Here is a 22,335-nt window from a genome sequence, read left to right as displayed (position 1 = left end):
TTAAATTACTTATTATATGAAAAATTATATCTCAATTATTGTTGCATTTATTTTGTTGGCTTGTCAGCAAGATTCTACTGTATTAAAAACATTATATTCTTTGCCTAAAAAATTAAAAGAAGTTTCAGGAATAATTTATTCTTCTGAAAATAGTACACTTTGGACATTAGAAGATAGTGGTAATGCTAATGAAATTTATGGATTAAACGCTCAAGGCGAAATAGCAAAAACGGTAACTATTACAAATGCAACAAATGTAGATTGGGAAGATATTACCAAAGATAAAGCAGGGAATTTATACATTGGCGATTTTGGAAACAACGATAACATTCGTAAAGATTTATGTATTTATAAAATCGATAAATCGGCTTTAGGAAAAGAAAATGCTGTTTCTAGTTATAAAATTTCATTTGCATATCCTGAACAAAAAGATTTTCCTCCTAAGAAATCCGAAATGTTTTACGATGTCGAAGGTTTTTTCGAATTTAACAATAACTTCTATCTATTTACTAAAAACAGAAGCAAGAATTTTGACGGAACTGCTTCCATTTATAAAATACCAAATGCGGCTGGAAAGCAAAAAGCGACTTTGATAGGCAAGTTTAAAACATGTAGTAATTACAATCATTGTGCAATTACTAGTGCTGCAATTAGTCCAGATGCTAAAAAAGTAGTTATCTTATGTCATGATAAAGTAATACTTTTTCAAGGTTTTCAAGGAGATAATTTCCTTAAAGGAACACAAACAGAAATTGATCTAGATCATTTTTCTCAAAAAGAAGCTGTTGCCTTTAAGGATAATAAAACGTTATTAATAGCCGATGAAAAAACAAAAAAAATAGGAGGTAAGGTATATGAGTATAGTTTTAAAAAATAATTAAAACCCAAACCCTATACCAAACGCAATTCTAGCTCTTTCGTCTACACTTTTAAAATAAGTAAGTCTAGCAGTGATCACATCCAATCCGTTGAGCCATAAACCGCCTCCAAAGGATTGGTGCCACTTGTTAGAATCTTCTCCTGTAACCCAAACACGACCATAATCAAATCCGCCAAGAATCCCGTAAGACATAGGTAAAATGCTTTTTCTTATTTTTCCTAAATTCCAACGGATATCGCTACTTTGATAAAAAGATTGGTTTCCTAAAAAACGTTGGTTTCTGTAACCTCTTAAATCGTAATCTCCGCCCAAAGTTGCTCCTTGATAAAAATCGAAATTATTATTAAAGAGAATTTTTGATTTAATAATAGTTGCAAAAACAAATTTACCATTAGAATCAATTTTGTGATTAAAGTTGATTTTACTTTCTAAAGTTGGGAAATTTTGTTTGCTATCATCCAGATTCATTTTCCAGCTTCCGGCTACCGAAAATCCAAATCCCATAGATGGGAATGATTGTAAATCGTAATTTTCAAAACTATATTTTACTGTTGCTCCAGCAAATTGCTGACTTTGGAAAACATCAGGATTTGCAGCTCCGGGAACATTTATAAATCTTCCAGAGGTTTCTTCTATTCTGATTTTTTCGAATGTTGTAGCGAAGTTTATTTCACTACCATATTTACCAACCTTTTTAATAGATGGAGTTACTTTTAGAGCTCGCATACGAACACGGTTATAATCCATACCTAAATCCTCATCATTATTAACAGTTTCATTACCATAACCAAAATAGTTAATCGTAAAGTTAGGACTGGTTAAAATCGATTGGATATCAAAATCCCATTTGCCTAAAACTTTAGGAAAATGCCCATCATAAATAAGTTCGTACCCATTGGTTGCAAAAAAGTAATTAGCCTTTAATATGTGTTTTTGTGTATATGGATTTTGCTTGAATCTGTTTACAGTATAGTTTGCAATAATACCCAGTTTTACCCCGTCATCTGGATTATAACCACCAAAAGGCAAACCAGAGAAAGCATTGTATTTTACTTTTTGATAGTCATAAAGATTTGTATCATAATCATCTGTAAGTACTGTTTTGGTTTTGGAATCTAAATCGTATGTATTGTTTTTTGATTTAAAATCATAAATTTTCACCCTTTTTCCGTTAGTTACAGCATAGGTATCATTATTTTGTCCGCCGATTAAACGAATATTTATTCGAGAATTAAAATCTCCTTTTACTTCAAAAACATCATCATCATCTAATCCGTAAATCCAAAGATTTTTGGTTTTTCCTGCAGTGAAATTTTTGGTATAAAGAAATTCTTCTCCTGTTTTCTTGATGCGATATACATCTACATCGAGTTTGTTTTTTGCTTTATGCGTGATTATAAATTTATCTTTTTTATCGGTTCCAACTATTAAAACAGTTTTTTCTAAAACCTTATAATATTCAGTCGCATATTTTTGAAGTTCTTTTTTTCGTAGTTTTAATTTGCGTTTAATGTCAGTAATAGTTCCATCTTGTACTTCTTTCGGTAAATTATTAAAAGCTGCATCAATATCGGCATCGCTAAGATTCTCCTGAATGTATTTGGCTTGATCAATCCAGTCTTTTTCATGAGCCGTTTTAAGGAAAGCAATGTCTTGTGGATAAGGTTCACGATTAAACCATTTTACATTTTTAATATCATCTTTAAACGTTTGCATATGGCGTAATGCAGGCATATGCATTAAAAGAGAAAGTAATGCTCCATCATATTTTGTAAAAGCCTGATCTCTATCTCTGGGAATTGGTTTGTAAACTATTTTATCACCTTGATGATATTCGCCCCAACGCCATTGATCATTATGTCTGTCCCAATCGCCAATAAGCATATCAAATAATCTTGCTTTTATGTATTCTTTTTCGTCGATGGTATATTTTTCATCCTTATGAAGATTTTTCATTACATCATCGGTACTGATAATATCCAGTGGATTACCAAAAGTTTTTTGAGTTATCTGACTACTAGATGGGCGTTCTTCGACCATGTATAATTCATCTCCAAAATTATAATTATACCCTTTAAGTGTTTCTTGCTTAGGGATGTAATATAATTCGGGATTTGTATGAGAAACACCTATTTTATCTGCCAGATTACCTACTGCAAATGGAGTATATGGGTGAGAAGTGGTATAAAAGTCGAATAGAAAGTTCTCGGCATAGGTTTTATCAAATTGATTTTCGACAAATTGATCCTTAAATGCTACGGCTTGTATAAAACGGGAAGCACTTTTTTTCAGAGCACGCATTACATATTCTTTACCGTCTTTATCTACAATTCGTAAAGATTTAGATTGATGTCCTCCGCCTTCGCGTTTTGGTTTTATACCTCCAAAAAGAGTATCTAAAGAAACTGTTTTAGCATCAATTGGCATGCTGTAATATTTTCTGTAATGTTTCCCAAATAAGAATTTATGAAATATACTTTTTTTAGTCATTTCAGGCGAGTAAATAGAAGCTTTGGTAATTGCATTAAACTTACTTGGCAGATTCTCATGGTAAACAGTATCTTTTACTGTTATAATATTCTGATCAAACAAGAGCTTTTCTTTATTGTTCTCGTTACCGAAAAAAGCAAGTCTTGTATCTCCATTTTTATAAAGAGACAATGTGGCATAACCATTTCCGCCGTATGAAAAATCATTAGGGAATACAGCTTTTGCAGCTTCAGATTTTGAACCTGCACCACTTATAATTTGCTTAATACTACTATTGTTAATGTATTGTAGGTTATGGTCATGACCAGAAATTACAATTACATTATCTTGACTTTGTAAAAGCGTTTTTACTCTTTTTATAAACTGTGTATAAGTTTTATTTTGGATGTCTTGCGGGCTTACTCCGGATGTTTTTCGGATTAAGTTTATTACTGAACCAATTACTGGTAGTGGAATCTTTTGTTCTAAAGGGAATAATTGTTTTTCTAAAGAAAATTGACCTCCATGTGTACCATTACTCATTAAAGGGTGATGAACTGCAATAAGAACAGTTTTGTCTTGATTTTTATTTAAGATACTTTCCAGTTCATCAAAAAAGGCTTCACGAGTTTTAATGTCGCAATTGTCATTGATAGTTGGATTATCATCCCAATCTTCCAGAAACCACTGGCTATCTATAACAATTAATGTAGTTTTTTTATTGATTTTTAATTCTTCGATAGCACAAGTTTTTTGTGGCAAGAATGCTTTTTTATCGTTTAGGTAGGTAGTCACAAATTTTGATTGACGTTCCATTCCTTTAATTCCACTATACCAATCGTGATTACCAGGAATAAAGATTGTTTTTCCTTTGTAACCTTTAGTTAATTCTAGCTGGTTTGTTAGTTTTTTTTCGGCGAGAGCTTTTGCTTCAGGATTGTCAGTATTAGGAAAACCTTTAGGGTAAATATTATCGCCCAAAAATAAAAGGGTTGAGTTTGTATTTGAATTTTGAAGTCTTTTATGCAAAAGCTCAAGCGTTTGTTGCGCTTGTTCTTCGTCAGCATTTCCTGCATCTCCAACTAAATATAAAGTATGGGCAATTTTTGAAGTATCTAATGCGTTTTGTGAAATAGGATTTTTGACATCTTTACCTAATTGGGCGTGATGTGTTGCACAAGATTGAATTAAAAATAAACCTGAAATTCCAATTAAATAAGCGTTAATCTTATTTATAAAATGATTATCCGAAAACAATTTCATAATTTAGTAGTATAAAAATATGTTTATGACCCTATTAGAGCAGTCCGAAGATTTTGTTTATAACTTACTCAAAGATAAACTTTCTATTTTATATTCATACCATAATTTTAACCACACAACGAATGTTGTAAATGCTGTTAAAGAGCTGTGTGCCAATGAAAATGTAGGGGTAGATGATAAAGAGGTGCTTTTGGTTGCGGCTTGGTTTCATGATACGGGGTATATTAAAGGTAATAACAATCATGAAAAAGAGAGTGTAAGAATAGTAACCGATTTTTTAAGTGATAAAAATAAATCTCTTGAGTTTATCAAAAATGTTTCAGATTTAATAGCAGCAACTACAAAATGTTATGAGCCTAATACTCATTTAGAAAAAATTATAAAAGATGCTGATTACGTTCATATTACAACCAGCGAGTATGTTAGCAGTTGTGAATGTTTAAGAATGGAGTGGCAAAATACTGAAAATAAAGTATTTTCGGATGAAGAATGGGCAATCGTAAATTTGGACTTTTTAGAAAATAAACATCATTTTTATACTGATTATGCCAAAGAAAAATGGCAACCTTTGAAAGAAAAAAATTTAAAAAAGATTCATAAAAAAATGGATAAGCAAGAATCGAAAATTAGCGAAGAGTTTGGAGAAGTAACTAAAAAGAAGAAAAATAAATTAGAAAAACCTGATAGAGGAATTGATACTCTTTTTAGAGTAACACTTGGTAATCATACCCGATTAAGTGGTATTGCCGATAGCAAAGCCAATATTCTTTTGTCTGTAAATGCTATTATTATTTCGATAGCACTTTCTACAATTATTCCCAAATTAGATAGCCCTAAGAATGCACATTTAGTAATTCCCACTTTTATAATGTTGATATCTAGTGTTATTACTATAATTTTTGCCATACTCTCGACAAGACCAAAAGTTACAACTGGAGTTTTTACGCGTGAAGATATCGAAGCAAAAAAAATCAATTTATTGTTCTTCGGAAATTTTTACAAAATGCCTTTACACGAGTATGAGTGGGCAATGAATGAAATGATGAAAGACAAAGATTATCTATACGGTACAATGATCAAAGATTTATATTATCTAGGAGTTGTACTCGAAAGAAAATACCGCTTGCTAAGAGTTGCATACAATCTTTTTATGATTGGTATTATCATTACAGTCTTAGCATTCGTTATTGCTTTTAGAACGCTTTAGGTTTATTGGTCTCATATATAGTTTAAAACTATGTGCTTTAGTGCATTTCGCTTTAGCTTCTAAAAAAAATATTTTAGCCACAAATTACACAAATTTTCACAAATTAATTAGCGCTAATTTGTGGTTAATAAATAGGTACTGTAGCCTTGCAGACTTTGAGTCTGCCAACCAAATCTTGGACTTTTGGTCAATAGTGGTTTATTTTAATTCATCTAATAAATCTTGATATGTGATTTTTAGAGCAGCTGGTACGTTGTTTACCACTTTCACCCGAATAGCTCTTAGACCAGATACACCTTGTAAATCTTCTACCTCAAATTGTTCTATTTGAGGTTCTAGAATTTTCTTGAATTGTAGGTATTTAATGTATTTTAAATACTCTGCTTCTTCACTATTATGAGAATATACAATTGTTATTTTTTCTTTTTCGGTAATACGCTCTTTACTATCCTTGATGTGTGCTTTGTCTATACGTTTCTTTACAACTTCATATCGTGCATTATAAGTTCCGTCCACATCAAAACGTTTTTCGTCCATTCTAAAACGGATAGAAATAGGGGAGCTAAAGACCAAAATTAACGAGGTAACATCAAGGTCATATGGCAATGAAGTTTTAAGCTGATGATGCTCTAGTTCCATTTCGCATAATGTTTGTAACTGCCACAATCTTAAATTATGCAGATACATGACATCAAATGGTTTTGTAGGTGCAATAGAAGCTCCTATGTACAAATTGTGCTCAACACCATCCGTTTTGAAACGTTCGTAATAATGCGGATATATTTGTTGTGCTTCAATTTGTTTTTTGTCAAGAATGGCAGCAAGTTTTTTATTGATAATAGACATTGCATTATCAAATTTCTTTCTTTCCTGATAAAATAAACCCGTTTTTTCGTCTAGACTTTCAAAGTATTTTTGTTCAAGTTTTTCTGCTTTAGAATTGCTTTTAGTATTTTTTAAAATCGGATGTATTTCGTCTTCAATATATCGCTGAATGTGTTGTTCAGAATCTGCTTTTAATGGCGAATCAAGTTCTTCCAGAAGGGAATGTAATTCGAACTTGCGTTGCTCCAGAAGAATTAGATTTGAATTTTCTTTTTGATTTTCAAAGATTTCCAGTAACATTTCTAATTGATTTTTCAAATCGCATTTTACTGTTTCATTTCGGTGTTCCGATGAACCTTTAATGTCAATTTGTCCGTATAAAGGAAAAACTTCTTTAAAGACAATTTCTTTAAAAATATAATCTTTTGTCTGATTGCTGTTTTGGAAATATTTTTCGGATTCTTTTCTAAATTTCCAATAAACACTCGGGTGGATAGTAGTGTATTCTCTTTGAATTACTGCTTCTATCTGGTGTTGCATATCGATATTGTATCTTTCAATAGTATCGACTAAATAGGGGATTACCAAGTTTAGTTTGTTTGCATTTATTGAATTAAGCACTCTTGGGTCAGATGAAACCAATTCGACAACGCCCAATAAATGACCATCTTTTATAATTGGTGCAAAAACACAACTGTTTATGTTTTGTTTTAGTAAATGTTCTCCAAGTTTTTTATTTTCTGATTCCTCAATAAATTTTTTGACATTAGAAATTACAAGAGGTTCTTTTTTACTTAATAGATTTTCAAATGAACATCCAAAAAAAGCATTTTTACAATCTATTTCCTGATCTTTTGAAAGTAAAAAACTTTGCAGTTTATTTTCAAACTTCATCGGTCTAATAAATTTTTCTTCTTCAGGATTATAAATGATGAAACCTACTTTTAAATTAGGAACCTTAAAGATTGATTTGAAGATGCTTGTTATGATTTCGTCGGTTGCAACAGTTTTTGCATCAGATTTTAATAGATTACTTTTAAAATTAGAAATAGCATTCTCTGTAGTAGCATCAAATAAAACAATAATACCAAAACCTTTTAGAGTCCAGCTCCCAACAGGAAATTTCTCTTTCCACAAAGCAATATCATCGTAATTGTCAATCAATAGATCGATGTCTTCTTGTGTTAGTTTTGGAGCATTATCAGAAGGAATGATTTCCATGAAATCAGCATTATACAAAATACGATAATGATTTATGATTCCGTTAGCATCTGGAATATCATAAAAGAAAGGTTTATTAAAGTCTATATTTTGTTTGTAGTAAACTCCCAAAATTAGGCAACAATTAGTTATATAAAATTCTTGTTCATCAAAGTCGCGTATGGTTACGTCAAAATTTGTACCTGCGTCTTTAAGTATCTTTTTGAATCTTTCGGTATAATTGAATGTGAAGTTCTGAAATGGTACCGTAACAGCTTTAATTTCATTATTGGTTAATGCTGTTGGGAATAAATCGGCTAATAAATGACTGATTAAAGTTTCATTCTTTTTAATCACTGAGAAATCTTCAATTCCTGTTCTAAATTCAGGAAAGTTCTCTACTTCTTTCAAAAGCGCCTTGGCATAATTAGAACGATAATCGATATCTGATTGTGCAATTTGCTCTAAAACTTCAATAATTTTATGAAATGAGATTAGAGTTTTAAAAGGGCTTTCGTTGAATAAATGATATTTCATAGGAGTATTATTTATTAGTATACAAAATTACTAATAAACAGAATCTAAGCCCTTTATTTTTGCCTTTATTTTTATAAAAAAAGCCTCAACTATGGTAGTTGAGGCTTTGATTTTGAGTAAGTGTGAAATTGAATAAGAATTAATATTAACTCTTCTCTTCTTTGTTGAAATAAACTAAGTAATAATACATTTGTTTTTCTTCATCCCAACCTTTTTCTACAAATTTTTCGGCACTTTCAGGATTAATAAAATCCATCTTGATTTGTATATGAGTGTCTAAGTTGATAACGTTTTTGATTGATTTTCTTGCATCAGAAACTGCAGAGTTGGCAATAGGGAAGGTTGTAATATCTTCGATACTGTATTTCTCTCCTTTATCAACTTTGTAGTTTTTAAATTCAGGAATTAAATCTGGATTGTCTAATACTTCGTTTAGGAAATTTTGCTCTTCAAACTGATCGTTCTTTGCAAAATAATTCACAGAACGGTTCATAAACATTACTTCTTCTTTTTTATCTTCTGCTGGCAATACTACATCTTTTGCAAAGCTCTGACAGAATTTTAAGTATTTCTTGGTGATGAAGTTTTCATCTTCAAAGGCATCTACAGATAAAAAGTGCTCTAACCAGTAACGTGCGTCATAACGGTTGCTATCTACAGTTAGGATTTTATACCCTTCGTCTTTTTTATAATTAAAAATCAAACACCCTTTGTCTAATTTATTAAGGTTGATACCTTGTTGCAAAATCATTTCAAGGTTGCTGTCTTTTTCTTCAAATTGTAAAAAGTCTGCTTGTAATTCGCTTTTAAAAATTCCAATTGCATCAACAACATTATTATCGATACTTAAATTGGTTAAATACGTTACATAAACCTCACCGTTTTTAATGTGCGGGTGGTTTGATTGCTCGTATAAATGTGTCGTAATTCTTTTTGAAACTTCCTGTAAATTTCCTGGATTGTCAAAAATCTCAGTAGCATATTTAAACATGTCGTTATAATCCAAATCGACTTCGTGTGCAAACTGATAATAGTTTTCTTCTTTCTCTCTAAAAGGCTTGAAAAAGTATTCTTTTATCAGAGGAACGATTTCGTCATTTAAATTAAATGGCTGGTCTGATAAAAAAATAGCTTCGTTTCTGCTCTTGTTTCCTACGCGGTGAATCGCAAGCGTGTCGATGTGGGTGTTGAAAAGGTTTATCATATGTCTTAAGGTACAAAGGTTCTGAGTGGCAAAGGTTCAAAGGTTTAGTTTCGTTGTTTTATTTTTCGAATAAAAGCACTTAACATTCGTTCTATTTCTCTACTGTCTCCGTTTATTTTATTAAATTGAATTTCGTTTATGTATTTTAGATTGAAAGAAATTTCAAGCTGAGTTTGCATTTCGAATAATGATGAAATAGAGATATTTAAAAAACGTAAATAATCATTATTTCCGTCTCTACCGTATCCTTCAGCTATATTACTCGGTATTGATATTGAACTTCTACGAATTTGTGAAGTTAGGCTATATATTTCTTCTTTGGGAAATGAATTTGTAAATTGATAGATTTCGGTAACTAAAGTCATTGATTTTTGCCAAATCAAAAGGTCTCTAAAAGTATTCATATGTTTTATATTTAAAAAAGCAAATATAAAGCAAGAATATTCTTATTTTGTTTTAAAATATAAGATTTTAAAAAACCTTTGAACCTTTGCTACTCAGAACCTTTGAACCTCTAAAAAAAAATTAATTCCAATTCTCTTCAAATCCATAATCTTCGAAACTATCGTCTCCTTCGAACATATCTAAATCGTCTTCGTCTAAATCATCTTCAAATTCGCCATAGATATCATCATGCATATCTGCTTCGAAGTTTTTTTCTCCTGAATCGTCTGGCATTTCACCATGAGAGAAAAGTGTTTCTGGATAAAGATTACCAGCAACTTGGTCTTCTACTGCAGCTAGTTCAACCAAAAATGTCCACATATGGATAAAATCGTAGACATATATAATCTTAGTGTTTTCTTTATCTAGTATATCTGATAAAGTATAATCACTCATTGTTTTTTGTTCGCCAGGAACATCTCCGGTATCAAAAAGTGGAATTTCATCTTCTTGATTCCAAGTTTCATCGCAGGTATAAAATGAAGCTACTTCCATTCCGTCAAAACCAAAAGAATTGAAGATGGCGTTGTGTAAATCTTCTAAAGTATCTTCTTCAAGAATTGCTATATCTCTAAAAATATCTTCTTCTGCATCTAGAATTACTCTAAATTTATAAACCATAACTTAACTATTTTTTTGTTTTTATTGCTGCTAAAAAGCAAGTGCAAATATACTCTATAAATATTATTTCGCAATGAAATAAATCTTTATTGTGTTTGGTAATACAGCATAATTATTCGTAAGAAAGTTTTATATTATGTGGTTCGTATTTAATAATAAAGATAGTTTTTTATCCTAAATAATGTACGTGAAAATAAAAAGCCGTTGCGAAAAAACTTTCGCAACGGCTTTAAATATAAATACTTAAGATTATTTATTCTAGATCTGCTTTATTAATGCATCGCATCGGCAGGGTTGATTTTATTTTTTCCTTTTTTAATCAAAAGGATAATAGGAATACAGCATAAAAACATAATACCTAAGTACATAAATATATCCATGTACGCCAAAACGGTACTTTGTTTCATTACCGAATAATCGATTACCTGATAGGCTTTATTTAAAGCTTCATTACTACTAAATCCTTTAGACATAAATCCTTTTTGTAGTATAGCAACTCTTTGTTGTACTTCAAATTTACTTGCGTCTAAATGAGATACTAAATCTACACGATGTTTCTGACTGAATCGCGTAATAAAGGTGGTGATAATCGCAATACCAAATGATCCTCCTAATTGTCGCATCATTCCTGTAAATGCAGCTCCCTCACCAATATGTTTTCCTTGTAAGGTCGAAAGTGATAATGTTGTTATAGGTACAAAAAGTAATCCTAAACCAATACCTCTTAAAATTAATGGCCAGTATAAATGTTCAACTCCTGTGTCGGGAGTCATATTATTATACATCATAAAGGTGAAGAAAAAGAAAATCAAGAATCCAACTCCTACCATATATCCTTGCGGAACTCCTCTCTGAATTAATTTACCAATAATAGGCATCATAAAAGCGGTTGTAATCGACCCCGGAATAAGTAATAATCCGGCATCGGTCGCTGTCCATCCTAAGACAGATTGTGTATAAATCGGGATAATCAATGTTGATCCATAAAGTCCAAACCCAAGAATGAAACACATTATGGTACCAATACGGAGATTTCCATCTTTAAGTACACTCAAATTTACAATTGGATGTTTATAGGTGAGTTCTCGCCAGATAAATAATACTAGCCCAAAAACGGTTACTACACTTAATGTTACAATCAATGAATCATTGAACCAATCGTCTTGTTGTCCGTGTTCTAAAACAAATTGTAAAGAACCAATAAAGGACGCCAAGAATATTATTCCCCACCAATCGACTTGATTGGCTTTTAGTTTTTCGCCATATTTTGGACTTCTTACGAAAGAAATTGCCAAAATTGTAGCAATAATCCCTAATGGAATATTGATATAAAAAATATACGGCCAAGAATAATTATCTACTAAATATCCTCCCAAAGGCGGGCCTAAAGTTGGACCTACAATAACTCCCATTCCGTAAATAGCCTGAGCCATTCCTCGTTTGGCAATAGGGTAACTCTCGGTTATAATGGTTTGAGCAGTAACTAATAATGCTCCACCACCAAGCCCCTGAATAAATCGGAATGCAATAAGTTCCCAAATATTGGAGGCATTACCACATAAAAAAGAAGACAAGGTGAAAATTATAATCGACGTTACAAAATAATTTCGTCTTCCAAATTGTTGTGACAACCAACTCGTCATTGGGATTACAATAACATTCGCAATAGCATAAGCTGTAATAACCCATGCAACGTCTGTTAATGTAGCACCGAGACTTCCTCTCATGTCGGTTAAAGCTACGTTTACGATAGTTGTATCTACGATTTCCAGCAAAGCACAAAGTACTGCGGTTATCGTAATTAAAACTCGTCTGTAGCCATATTCTACTAAATCATCTTCTACTTTTACCATTTTGTTGTATTAGAATACTTTTCTAAAATGAATGTATAATCCTTTCCAGTATATTTAATCCTGGATAAGTGTAATTTTATTTTATATGTACATCTACATCCACGTTCATTCCTGGTCTCAATAATTTTACTTTTTCGATATCATTATCAGCGTCCAAGTTGATTTTTACAGGTAATCTTTGAATTGTTTTTACAAAGTTTCCAGTTGCATTATCAGGAGGAAGTAAAGAAAAACGTGATCCTGTTGCTGGAGAAAATGAAGTAAGAGTTCCTTTAAATTCATGATTAGGATAAGCATCTACTTTTAAAGTTACTTTTTGACCAACAATCATTTTGTTAAGTTGAGTTTCTTTAAAATTAGCTACAACCCAAGCTTCAGAGTTATTGATGATATAAAATAAAGATTGTCCTGGTTGAACTAATTGTCCTGGCTGGATATCTACTTTAGAAACCTGACCGTCAATTGCTGCAGTAACCACAGTATAAGACAAGTTTAAATGTGCAACATCTAATAATGTTTTTGCTTTTTTGATATTTGCAGCAGCAACTTCAGTTTGCTTATCAGTAGCTTTAGATTTTGCCTGAATAACTGATTTTTGGTAAGAACTTGCTTTTTCTTGTTGTTGTAAAACACGTACTTGACTTTCTGCTTCTTCTTTTGCTGTTAATGCTTTTTCGTACTGTTGTTTTGTAATCGTATGACTTTTGTACAAGTTATTGTAACGGTTGTAGTCATTTGTTATTTGTACCAATCTAATTTTAGCACTTTCGATATTACCACTAGCAGATCTTACATTTGCATCCGAAACTGAGATGTTTGCCAAAGCACTTCCGATATCTGCTTTTGCAGCCTCAAATGAACCTTCAGCACCTAATAAAGCAGCATTAGCTTCATCAATTTTTAATTGGTAATCTCTTTTGTCGATTGTAAATAAAGTATCTCCTTTTTTTACAAAGTCATTATCTTTTACATAAACCTTACTAATATATCCCGATACTCTTGGGATAATTGGATTCATTTTTTTCTCTATTTGAGCATCATCCGTTTCTTCGTGAGCAAGAGAGTGCATGTATTTGTAGATCCCGTAAGTTCCACCAACTAGAACCAAAAGTGCTAGTATAATTATAAATTTGGTATTTGTTTTTTTCTTTTCCATGTGGGCTGTCGATTATATTTTTGTAAGATTGAATGATTGTGATAATTGTCCTGTTTTTGAAAGCATCTCGTAATATCTCTGGATGATATCGGCTTTAGATGTTGCTGTATTTACTTTGGCACTAAGATGTTCTACATCAGCTTCAAGTAAATCGTTGGTATCAGCAAGGCCATTGTCGAATTTATCTTTCAGGATTCTATAATTTTCAGATGCTTGCTCTAATGCTAAGTCATAAACAGCACTTTGTTTTACAGCTAGATTATAGTTTTCGATAGATTGTTGTACTTCGACTTTAATATAATTTGTCAAAATTTCTTCAGAGCTTTTTACTTCATCTGCTTTGCTTTGCGCTTGTTTTATATCAGCTCCTTTTTTTAATATACCACTAAGGTCGTAAGAAACGCCAACTCCAAAGTTCATTGCGTTTTGTACCGTAAGAATATTTCTAACATCTACAGCAGCATAACCACCTAATAAAGAAACAGAAGGGTAGTAAGCACTTTTTGCCATTTTTATGTTAGACTCACTTGCTTTTTCTTGGTAACGTAATGCTTCAAGATCTTTACGATTCTCTAAAGCAGGTTGCTCATTTGTAGGGATATTATCCATTTTATAGTTGATAAAATCACTTTCTCTAACATAAAGCTTAGTTGTAGGATCTAATTTAAGTAAGGTTATCAAATAATAATTCAAAATATTTAAATTTTTATTTGCCTCATCTATAGATAATTGGATTTTAGAAACTAACAATTGAGATTTCAATAAATCATTTCTCGGAATAATTCCATTTTTTTCCAATTCGATAAAATCAGTTACACGCTGTTTAGCTTGTTTTTGATCTTCGTTTAAAAGGTCAATTGTCTTCTGAGCTTTGTATAAATCAGCATAGTAATTTACAACTCTTAAAGCAATGTCTTCTTTAGTTTTTAATGAAGTAGCAATTTCTGCCTGGTATAAATTTTCAGATATTTTAATGCTATTCTGAATTTTAAAACCTGCAAATATTGGTAAACTTGCGCTAAGTTGACCTAACATTAATTGATCAGGATTTGGCATTGATCCAGAACCAGAACCACTTTCTTGATTCATTTTTAAATCTACTTCAGCACCAACCAATCTTTGGTATTGTCCAGAAGCTTTTAAATCTGGATATTGGTTGTTTTTAATAGATCTAAGTTCATACTTTTTAGTGTTGACTTTTGTGTTAGCCAACGTGACTTCGTCACTCTTCTCCCATGCTATTCGTACAGCATCATCTAGGGTAAGACTCGTTTTTTCTTGAGCTTCTAATGAGGAAATTCCGACTAGGAAAATCCCAAAGAGCATAATTGGATTAATTTTCATAAACAAGTAAGGCTTTTATAGTTTGTTGAATGTGTTTTGTTAAGTGTGTTTTTATGTAATCGTTATATAAAGCTTCGGTATTTAAATTCAATATTTTTTCGAAGAAGACTTTATTCATGTGGAAATGAAAAAAAGTTCCAAGAATAGTAGGAGTGATTAATGGGATAATAACATCTTTTCGGAAAACACCTTTTTCCTGACCTTCATGGATAATGCTTTCCAATGATTTAAGATTGCCTTTCTTTAATTCGGTAAAGTGATTTAAAGTTTTTTCTCTTTTTTTAGATGTCAATTCAAAATGCATAATTCTGAAAATCCCACCATTGCAGTTAATCTTGTTGATATAAAGTTCTATTAACTTATTTACTTTATCGATAGGTTCTAAATCTTCTTGTAGTAAATTTTCTAATTGTAGTTTCAGATCCGATGTTCGATATATAATCAACGATTCGAGTAATCGTTCTTTGGAACCAAAATAATACGACACCATGGCAATGTTAATTTTTGCTTCTTTGGCAATATTTCGTATCGAAGTTCCTTCAAATCCTTTATCAGAAAAAAGCTTTTCTGCAACCTTGAGAATTTGAATTTTTTTCTCGTTTAATTCGATGTGTGACATGAGTGAGTTTCTAATCGGGTACAAAATTAAACAAGTGTTTAATTTAAACAGTCGTTTAGTTTTTATTTAACATAATTTTAACTAAAATATTCCTTTATAAGTGAATGTTTATTTTGTTATATTGTATTGATTATTAATAGATTGACTCAATTATAACGATATAGAATATTTAGGGTTTAAGGAATTATTAGATTTTAAAATCAGATAAAGTTTTGACAAATTCAGCTCTTTGATACCAATCATTATGTACCAATTCGAGGTTTTTTATTTCAAATTTTCCGAAGTTATAATCACGGTATTTGTGTAGTGTTTTTAAGAATAAATCCTTGTTTTTTATAGGTTTTCTGAACCGTACAACCGTTAAATGTGTAGTAAATAAAGAGTATCGTTTATCGATACTTTGTTCGAGAGTAGTTTCTTTAAACGCTGTACGAAGATTATCTCGTAAATCGTTTATACTTGTATCGCTTGGGAATCCCTGAATCATAACTGCCGAAGGGGAGGCAGTAATTCCGTGTAAATTAATTACTGATTTATTTAAACCAGCAATACATTTATTAATTACAGCAACATAATCTTGTATTGTAATGTTGTTTAAATCAAATCCATCATAACAAGATATAATAGATAGTATTGTAATATGAATATCCGAATTAGGATAATAATATTGAGAAGCATCAACTTCTTTTAATTCATTTAAAAAAAGTTGAATGCTATTTTTAATCTCTTCTGAAGGTCTAATTAATAATGTAATTCCTAAACGGTTATCACTCAAATCATCAATTTGCGTATCGATGACATAATTGTCATTCGATATTTTCTCACAGGATTCTGTGAACAAATTGTTGTAATGAGAGGCTAAATCCATTTTGTATAGACGTTATTCAGAATAAATTGTGTTTAATTCTTTGCGAAGGGAACGCGGATGACGCAGATTCGCCAGGGCGAAAACGCGGATAAAAACAGATTTCTTTCTATTCCTTTTAAAAAATCCGTTTTTATCCGCGTCTTTACTTTAGTAAATCCGTGTCATCCGCGTTCCTTATATAGATAATCCAGGCTCGCAAAGAGAGATAAAATTAAAAAGATTAATATGCTATCTAATAGCCTTTACAAACTCAGCAATATTTCCTGTTCCTTTTTCAGATAAATGTTTGATAAAAGCACTTCCGATAATGGCTCCTTTTGCAAATTGTGTTGCCTGATTAAATGTTTCAGCATTATTAATCCCAAAACCAATAACCTGTGGATTTTTAAGGTTCATATCGGCAATACGTTTAAAATATGATTCTTGCGTGCTACCAAAACCAGATTGAGAACCAGTAACGCTTGCAGAACTTACCATGTATATAAATCCGTTAGAAACGCTATCAATAAATTTTATACGTTCATCAGACGTTTGTGGCGTGATTAAGAATACGTTTATTAAGCCGTGTTTTTCGAAAATCTCTTTGTATTCTTCTGCATAAACATCTACAGGAAGATCAGGAATAATTAATCCATCGATTCCTATTGCAGCACATTTTTTGCAAAATTCTTCAACTCCATATTGTAGAATCGGGTTAAAATAGCCCATTATTACCAACGGGATTGTTACGCTTTCGCGAATTTTTTCTAGTTGGTTAAATAAAACCTGAGTTGTCATTCCGTTATGCAATGCCTGAGTAGAACTTGCCTGAATTGTTGGTCCATCGGCCAAAGGATCACTAAATGGTAATCCGATTTCGATCATGTCGATTCCGCTTTTTTCTAAATCCTGAATGATTTGAACGGTGTCATTAAGATTAGGATATCCCGCAGAAAAATAGATAGAAAGTATCTTTTTATCTTCTTGTAGTTTTTGATTTATTCTGTTCATTTTTTTATTTTTTAGTCTAACAGTTTTATCACGAAGCCTCGGGACTGTTAGGTACATTATTAATTTTTTTTGCCACAGATTAAAAGAATTATCATTGATTTCTACTGTAAAATTATTTCACTTTTTCTTTAATCTGTGAAAATCCTTTTAATCTGTGGCATTATTTTTTTAAATTTTTACAATCTCACTTGTCCAAGTATCATTTTGATTTTTTACAATCAATAATCCAGCATCCGAATCATTCATTTGAGCGATTAATTCACCTTTATTATTCCAAAATGCACTTTTCCCGCCCGAAGGATATCCCCATGATTCACCACTAAAGTTAGACATAAGCACATTCATTTTGTAGGTGCTGGCGTAATCTTGTAGCGCTTTATACGCAACAGGAATTCCGTTTGGCGTAAAGAAAATACTGGCAATATAAATTGCAGTTTTATTCTCGCTTGCATTTTTCGGGTGCAGCGGATTATCAATATCGGCACAAATAGCAAAAGAGATTTTTTTATTCTCTAATTCGATTGTCGGATTATAATCAAATGACGATTGATAATAAACATCTTCGCCTTCATGAAGAAATTGTTTGGTATAAATAGAAACCGAATCGTCAGGCGAAATGATAAATTCTCCGATAAATAATTCGTCCTTAATTTTTATTGGTGCTCCAGCTACAATTACAATCTTATTTTCTACTGCTAATTTTTTTAAATGATTTAAGCGTGTATCATTTTCGGTGAAGGTAAGTTCACTTGCATTTTCTCTTTCGTAACCTGTAATCGATAGTTCTGGAAATACGATTAGATCGGCATTTTTTGTTATTGCCAATTCTATAAGACGATAATGATCTAATAAATTAGAATTTATATCTCCTCGTTTTGGTTTGGTCTGAGCTGCTGCTAATATCATTTTAATAATTTGTGTTATTTAGTTCTTATTTGTTAGTGCTACTTTTATTCCTAAACCTATTAAAACAGCTCCACAACTTTTGTTTATATAATTTGAAAGTTTCTTGTTATACTTTAGTTTTGCAAAAATTATAGAAGAAAAGTTCGCTAAAAATAAACACCATATTGTTCCTGTAATTGTAAATGTTATTCCAAGTGTTATAAAAGGGACAATAGTATTTTTTAAACCAGAATCTATAAATTGTGGTAGAAACGAAATGAAAAACAATGCGACTTTTGGATTCAATACATTTGTTATTACTCCGTCTCTGTATATTTTTTTTAGATTAATTGATTTCTCCGAAAAAGAAACATCTGTATTAAGTCGAGTTTTGTCCGTGAGCATTTGGTAACCAATATATAATAAGTAAGCGGCACCGGCATATTTAATAATACTAAAAACGAGTATAGATTTGGCAATAATAATAGAAAGTCCAAATGCAGCAAGGATTGTGTGTATTAAGGAGCCTGTAGCAATTCCTAATACAGACATAAATCCAGCTTTTTTTCCTTGTGCCATACTTCTGCTTAATATGAAAATAGTATCATTACCTGGAGTTATATTTAAAAGTAATCCCGTTAAAATAAAAGTTTCATAATGAATTATACCGTTCATATTCTTAATTTTTAATTGTTTTTTTGGAACTAATTCTACTGATGTTCGATTTGCGTTAGGGATAAAAGCGACATCCTTTTTTAGGCTTTTTTTTAGCCTTAAAAAGATATAGCGTCCCGATAGTTATCGGGAAGCCCGACCGTCTTTTTCTGACGGTAACGCCCAACTATAACTTGAAATAATCGATATACGTATTTAAATCTTTATCGCCACGACCTGATAAATTAATAACTACAATTTCGTCTGGTCCAAATTTCTTTTTTTCCAGAACTGCAAAGGCATGTGCGCTTTCGATTGCTGGAATAATTCCTTCGGTTTTGGATAATTGTAAGCCAAATTGCATTGCTTCATCATCGGTAATCGAGATAAATTCGGCTCTGCCAGATGCAAATAAATGGGCATGCATTGGTCCAACTCCTGGGTAATCTAAACCTGCCGAGATAGAATAGGGCTCGGTAATTTGTCCGTCGGGAGTTTGCATTAATAATGTTTTACTTCCGTGAATGATTCCGATTTTCCCTAATGCCGATGTAGCAGCACTTTCGCCTGAATCAACTCCTAAACCTGCTGCTTCGACAGCAATAATATTTACGTTTTTTTCGTCTAAGAAATGGTAAAAAGCTCCGGCAGCATTACTTCCTCCACCAACACAAGCAATAACGTGATCTGGGTTTTCGCGTCCTTCTTTTTCTAATAATTGAGTTTTTATCTCAGCTGAAATTACACTCTGAAAACGAGCTACCATATCGGGATAAGGATGTGGACCAACCACAGAACCGATGATATAATAGGTATCTACAGGATTATTGATCCAATCGCGAATGGCTTCGTTTGTAGCATCTTTTAAGGTTTTAGAACCTGAAAGTGCCGGACGAACTTCGGCACCTAACATTTTCATACGAGCCACATTTGGTGCTTGACGCTTAATGTCGATTTCGCCCATATATACAATACATTGCAATCCCATTAATGCACAAACTGTAGCAGTTGCAACTCCATGTTGACCAGCGCCGGTTTCGGCAATAATTCGGTTTTTACCAAGACGTTTTGCAAGCAAAATTTGTCCAATTGTATTGTTTACTTTATGTGCTCCTGTATGACATAAATCTTCTCTTTTTAAGTAGATTTTGGTATTGTATTTTTTCGAAAGTCTTTCGGCAAAATATAGTGGAGTAGGGCGACCTACATAATCTTTTAATAGTGCATCGAACTCGGCTTGAAAGCTTGGGTCGGCAGTAATTTTCAGATAGTTCTGGCGTAGTTCTTCTACGTTTGGATATAACATTTCTGGAATGTAGGCTCCTCCAAACTCTCCATAATAGCCTTTTTCGTTAACGTTGTATGACATGATTTATTTTTTTATATTGTTATGCGTAGAGATACATTTGGTGCGTCTTTACTGTTTAAAGTTGCAAGTTTTGTTTGAAACTATATAATATGTTTTTATCTTTTAATCCTGGTTCGATTTCGAATTTACTGTTTACATCGATGGCATAAATAGGTAAATTGGTTTTCGAAATCTCTTTTATTGTTGCTACTTCTTCTATTCCGATTCCGCCACTAAGGAAGAATGGTTTTTTCGAATTGTATTTGTTTAATATGCTCCAATTGAATGCAGTTCCGTTTCCGCCGGGTAATTTTCCTTTGGTATCAAAAAGAAAATAATCACAAACTGATTCGTATGGTTTTAATACTTCAAAATCAAAATTTTCATCGGCAGAAAACACTTTGATAAGTTCGATTTTAGGATCAATGTTATTTTTTAATTCCTGACAAAATTCAACCGATTCGTGACCGTGTAATTGAATGGCTTGTAAATTGTATTTTGAAATTTTATCTAGAATATCTTCCTGACTTTGATTCACAAAAACACCAACTTTCTTAATCGACTTTGGTAAATCGGGAATGATTCCGTCAAAATATCTAGCCGATTTCTCCCAGAATATAAATCCCATATAATCGGGTAGGAGCGAACCTACTTCGGTTATATTGTCGGGATATTTCATACCGCAGATTTTTAATTTCATTTTTTTGATGCTTTAAGCTTTAAGCTTTAGGCTTTAAGCTAAATTAGTAATGTTAAGAAGACTTATTGCTTACAGCATAAAGCTTATAGCTGACTAATAAAGTCAATAGCTGCTTGTCCTGCGTTATCGGTTTTCATAAAGTTTTCACCAATTAAGAAACCTTTGTAACCATAAGGTTTTAATTCGTTAATGGCTTCGACAGAGGAGATTCCGCTTTCGGAAACTTTTACAAAATCATCAGGAATTTGTGCTGCCAATTGTTTGCTGAAATCCAGACTAACTTCAAACGTTTTTAGGTTTCTGTTATTAACCCCAATCATATCCAGCGTTGGCATAATCGATTTCTCTAATTCTTCCTGATTATGAACTTCTAGTAAAACTTCTAATCCTAAGCTTTTTGCGAATTCAGATAATGACTTGATTTCTTCTCTTGTTAAAACCGCAGCGATAAGCAAAATTAAATCGGCCCCATAAGCTTTGGCTTCTAGAATTTGATATTCATCAACAATAAATTCTTTTCGCAATAACGGAATATTTACCGATGCTCTTGCCAAAAGTAAATCATCGAGTGAACCGCCAAAATATTTTCCATCGGTTAAAACCGAAATTCCACAAGCGCCTGCATTTTCGTATCCTTTTACCACTTCTTCTACCGTAAAACTTTGGTTTATTACAGATTTAGATGGTGAACGACGTTTGTGTTCGGCAATGATTCCTGTTGAGCTTACTTTTAGTTTTTGACTTAAAGAAATAGTTTTTCTTTCGAAGAAAACAGAAGCTTCTAGTTGCGAAACTGGAATTATTGATTTCTTGAGAATGACTTCACGTTTCTTGTCAACTATTATTTTATCTAGGATGTTCATGATTGTTATTTTTTTTATTTAAAATTGAAAGATTTAATGATTTAAAAATTCAGTGTGTTTATAAATTAATCTTTAATTTTTGTACTTAGATATTTTATAAAATTTGATAAATTTTGTGAAATCTCAATACTTATTTGATAGCTTTCTTGAATTTCTGTTTGGTTACAAAAACCAAGTTCGCGAGATAATATCAACATACTTCTTACTTCTGCACAACTTCCTTTTGAAATTTTTAAATACCTTATCAATTGTTTGTTATTGTTATATTCAGAGCCTTCTGCAATGTTGTTTGTAATAGAAATTACGGCTCGTTTTATCTGATCTTTAAAACCAAATTCCTTTTCAAACGGTTTGTGATTTAATAATTGAAAAATCAATTTTGCTAGTTGAATACCTTTTTTATAA

19 protein-coding genes are annotated in these 22,335 nt (G+C 31.8%); 2 read left to right on the top strand and 17 right to left on the bottom strand.

What is annotated here, in order from left to right; genetic code table 11:
- Positions 1-16 precede the first annotated feature (16 nt).
- Complete coding sequence (locus B8T70_RS13870) at positions 17-877, top strand: hypothetical protein (RefSeq protein ID WP_086895221.1); 861 nt, start codon at positions 17-19, stop codon at positions 875-877.
- On the opposite strand, the gene B8T70_RS13865 is transcribed toward B8T70_RS13870, so the two are convergent.
- Positions 878-4,612 carry a metallophosphoesterase gene (locus tag B8T70_RS13865; protein ID WP_086895220.1) on the bottom strand — a complete coding sequence of 1,245 codons (3,735 nt, stop codon included), beginning with the start codon at positions 4,610-4,612 and terminating at the stop codon, positions 878-880.
- Between the two features lie 25 nt (positions 4,613-4,637).
- On the opposite strand from B8T70_RS13865, the gene B8T70_RS13860 reads away from it, so the two are divergent.
- Positions 4,638-5,819 (top strand): Pycsar system effector family protein, encoded by a 1,182-nt coding sequence (locus B8T70_RS13860; protein ID WP_086895219.1) that lies wholly within the window; start codon positions 4,638-4,640, stop codon positions 5,817-5,819.
- A 198-nt stretch (positions 5,820-6,017) separates the two neighbouring features.
- On the opposite strand, the gene B8T70_RS13855 is transcribed toward B8T70_RS13860, so the two are convergent.
- From B8T70_RS13855 to B8T70_RS13780, 16 genes are all read right to left on the bottom strand, one after another.
- Positions 6,018-8,381 (bottom strand): GAF domain-containing protein, encoded by a 2,364-nt coding sequence (locus B8T70_RS13855; RefSeq protein ID WP_086895218.1) that lies wholly within the window; start codon positions 8,379-8,381, stop codon positions 6,018-6,020.
- 145 nt (positions 8,382-8,526) lie between these two features.
- Entirely contained in the window at positions 8,527-9,585 is a 1,059-nt protein-coding gene (locus B8T70_RS13850; protein ID WP_039116062.1) for a nucleoid-associated protein, read from the bottom strand.
- Positions 9,586-9,629: 44 nt separating this feature from the next.
- Positions 9,630-9,989, bottom strand: coding sequence for a four helix bundle protein (locus B8T70_RS13845; RefSeq protein WP_086895217.1), 360 nt, complete (start codon positions 9,987-9,989; stop codon positions 9,630-9,632).
- 121 nt (positions 9,990-10,110) lie between these two features.
- Positions 10,111-10,650: a hypothetical protein gene (locus tag B8T70_RS13840; RefSeq protein WP_039116059.1), complete on the bottom strand. Its 540-nt coding sequence runs from the start codon at positions 10,648-10,650 to the stop codon at positions 10,111-10,113.
- A gap of 272 nt (positions 10,651-10,922) precedes the next feature.
- Entirely contained in the window at positions 10,923-12,503 is a 1,581-nt protein-coding gene (locus B8T70_RS13835; protein ID WP_039116057.1) for an MDR family MFS transporter, read from the bottom strand.
- Positions 12,504-12,579: 76 nt separating this feature from the next.
- Positions 12,580-13,659 carry an HlyD family secretion protein gene (locus tag B8T70_RS13830; protein WP_039116055.1) on the bottom strand — a complete coding sequence of 360 codons (1,080 nt, stop codon included), beginning with the start codon at positions 13,657-13,659 and terminating at the stop codon, positions 12,580-12,582.
- Positions 13,660-13,671: 12 nt separating this feature from the next.
- Entirely contained in the window at positions 13,672-15,003 is a 1,332-nt protein-coding gene (locus B8T70_RS13825) for a TolC family protein (RefSeq protein WP_086895216.1), read from the bottom strand.
- The gene (locus B8T70_RS13820; RefSeq protein ID WP_039116052.1) at positions 14,993-15,622 is read right to left on the bottom strand and encodes a TetR/AcrR family transcriptional regulator; all 630 of its coding nucleotides are present in this window, start codon (positions 15,620-15,622) and stop codon (positions 14,993-14,995) included. The genes B8T70_RS13825 and B8T70_RS13820 overlap by 11 nt, the downstream gene beginning before the upstream one ends.
- Before the next feature lie 187 nt (positions 15,623-15,809).
- Positions 15,810-16,490 carry a 2'-5' RNA ligase family protein gene (locus B8T70_RS13815; protein ID WP_086895215.1) on the bottom strand — a complete coding sequence of 227 codons (681 nt, stop codon included), beginning with the start codon at positions 16,488-16,490 and terminating at the stop codon, positions 15,810-15,812.
- A gap of 228 nt (positions 16,491-16,718) precedes the next feature.
- Positions 16,719-17,480 carry a tryptophan synthase subunit alpha gene (trpA, locus tag B8T70_RS13810; protein WP_086895231.1) on the bottom strand — a complete coding sequence of 254 codons (762 nt, stop codon included), beginning with the start codon at positions 17,478-17,480 and terminating at the stop codon, positions 16,719-16,721.
- A 168-nt stretch (positions 17,481-17,648) separates the two neighbouring features.
- A complete protein-coding gene (locus B8T70_RS13805) occupies positions 17,649-18,386 on the bottom strand; it encodes a carbon-nitrogen hydrolase family protein (RefSeq protein ID WP_086895214.1) in 738 nt (245 codons plus the stop codon).
- 18 nt (positions 18,387-18,404) lie between these two features.
- A complete protein-coding gene (locus B8T70_RS13800) occupies positions 18,405-19,040 on the bottom strand; it encodes a LysE family translocator (protein WP_039116047.1) in 636 nt (211 codons plus the stop codon).
- Between the two features lie 166 nt (positions 19,041-19,206).
- Complete coding sequence (gene trpB, locus B8T70_RS13795; protein WP_039116046.1) at positions 19,207-20,388, bottom strand: tryptophan synthase subunit beta; 1,182 nt, start codon at positions 20,386-20,388, stop codon at positions 19,207-19,209.
- Between the two features lie 55 nt (positions 20,389-20,443).
- Positions 20,444-21,046 (bottom strand): phosphoribosylanthranilate isomerase, encoded by a 603-nt coding sequence (locus tag B8T70_RS13790; RefSeq protein WP_242667479.1) that lies wholly within the window; start codon positions 21,044-21,046, stop codon positions 20,444-20,446.
- Between the two features lie 104 nt (positions 21,047-21,150).
- Entirely contained in the window at positions 21,151-21,930 is a 780-nt protein-coding gene (gene trpC, locus B8T70_RS13785; RefSeq protein ID WP_086895212.1) for an indole-3-glycerol phosphate synthase TrpC, read from the bottom strand.
- 65 nt (positions 21,931-21,995) lie between these two features.
- Positions 21,996-22,335, bottom strand: a 340-nt coding sequence (locus B8T70_RS13780) for a four helix bundle protein (protein ID WP_242667478.1), incomplete at its 5' end; no start/stop codon positions are given.

Source organism: Flavobacterium sp. AJR (assembly GCF_002156885.1).
Lineage (GTDB): Bacteria > Bacteroidota > Bacteroidia > Flavobacteriales > Flavobacteriaceae > Flavobacterium.
This window is presented reverse-complemented; position numbering and strand designations above follow the sequence as displayed.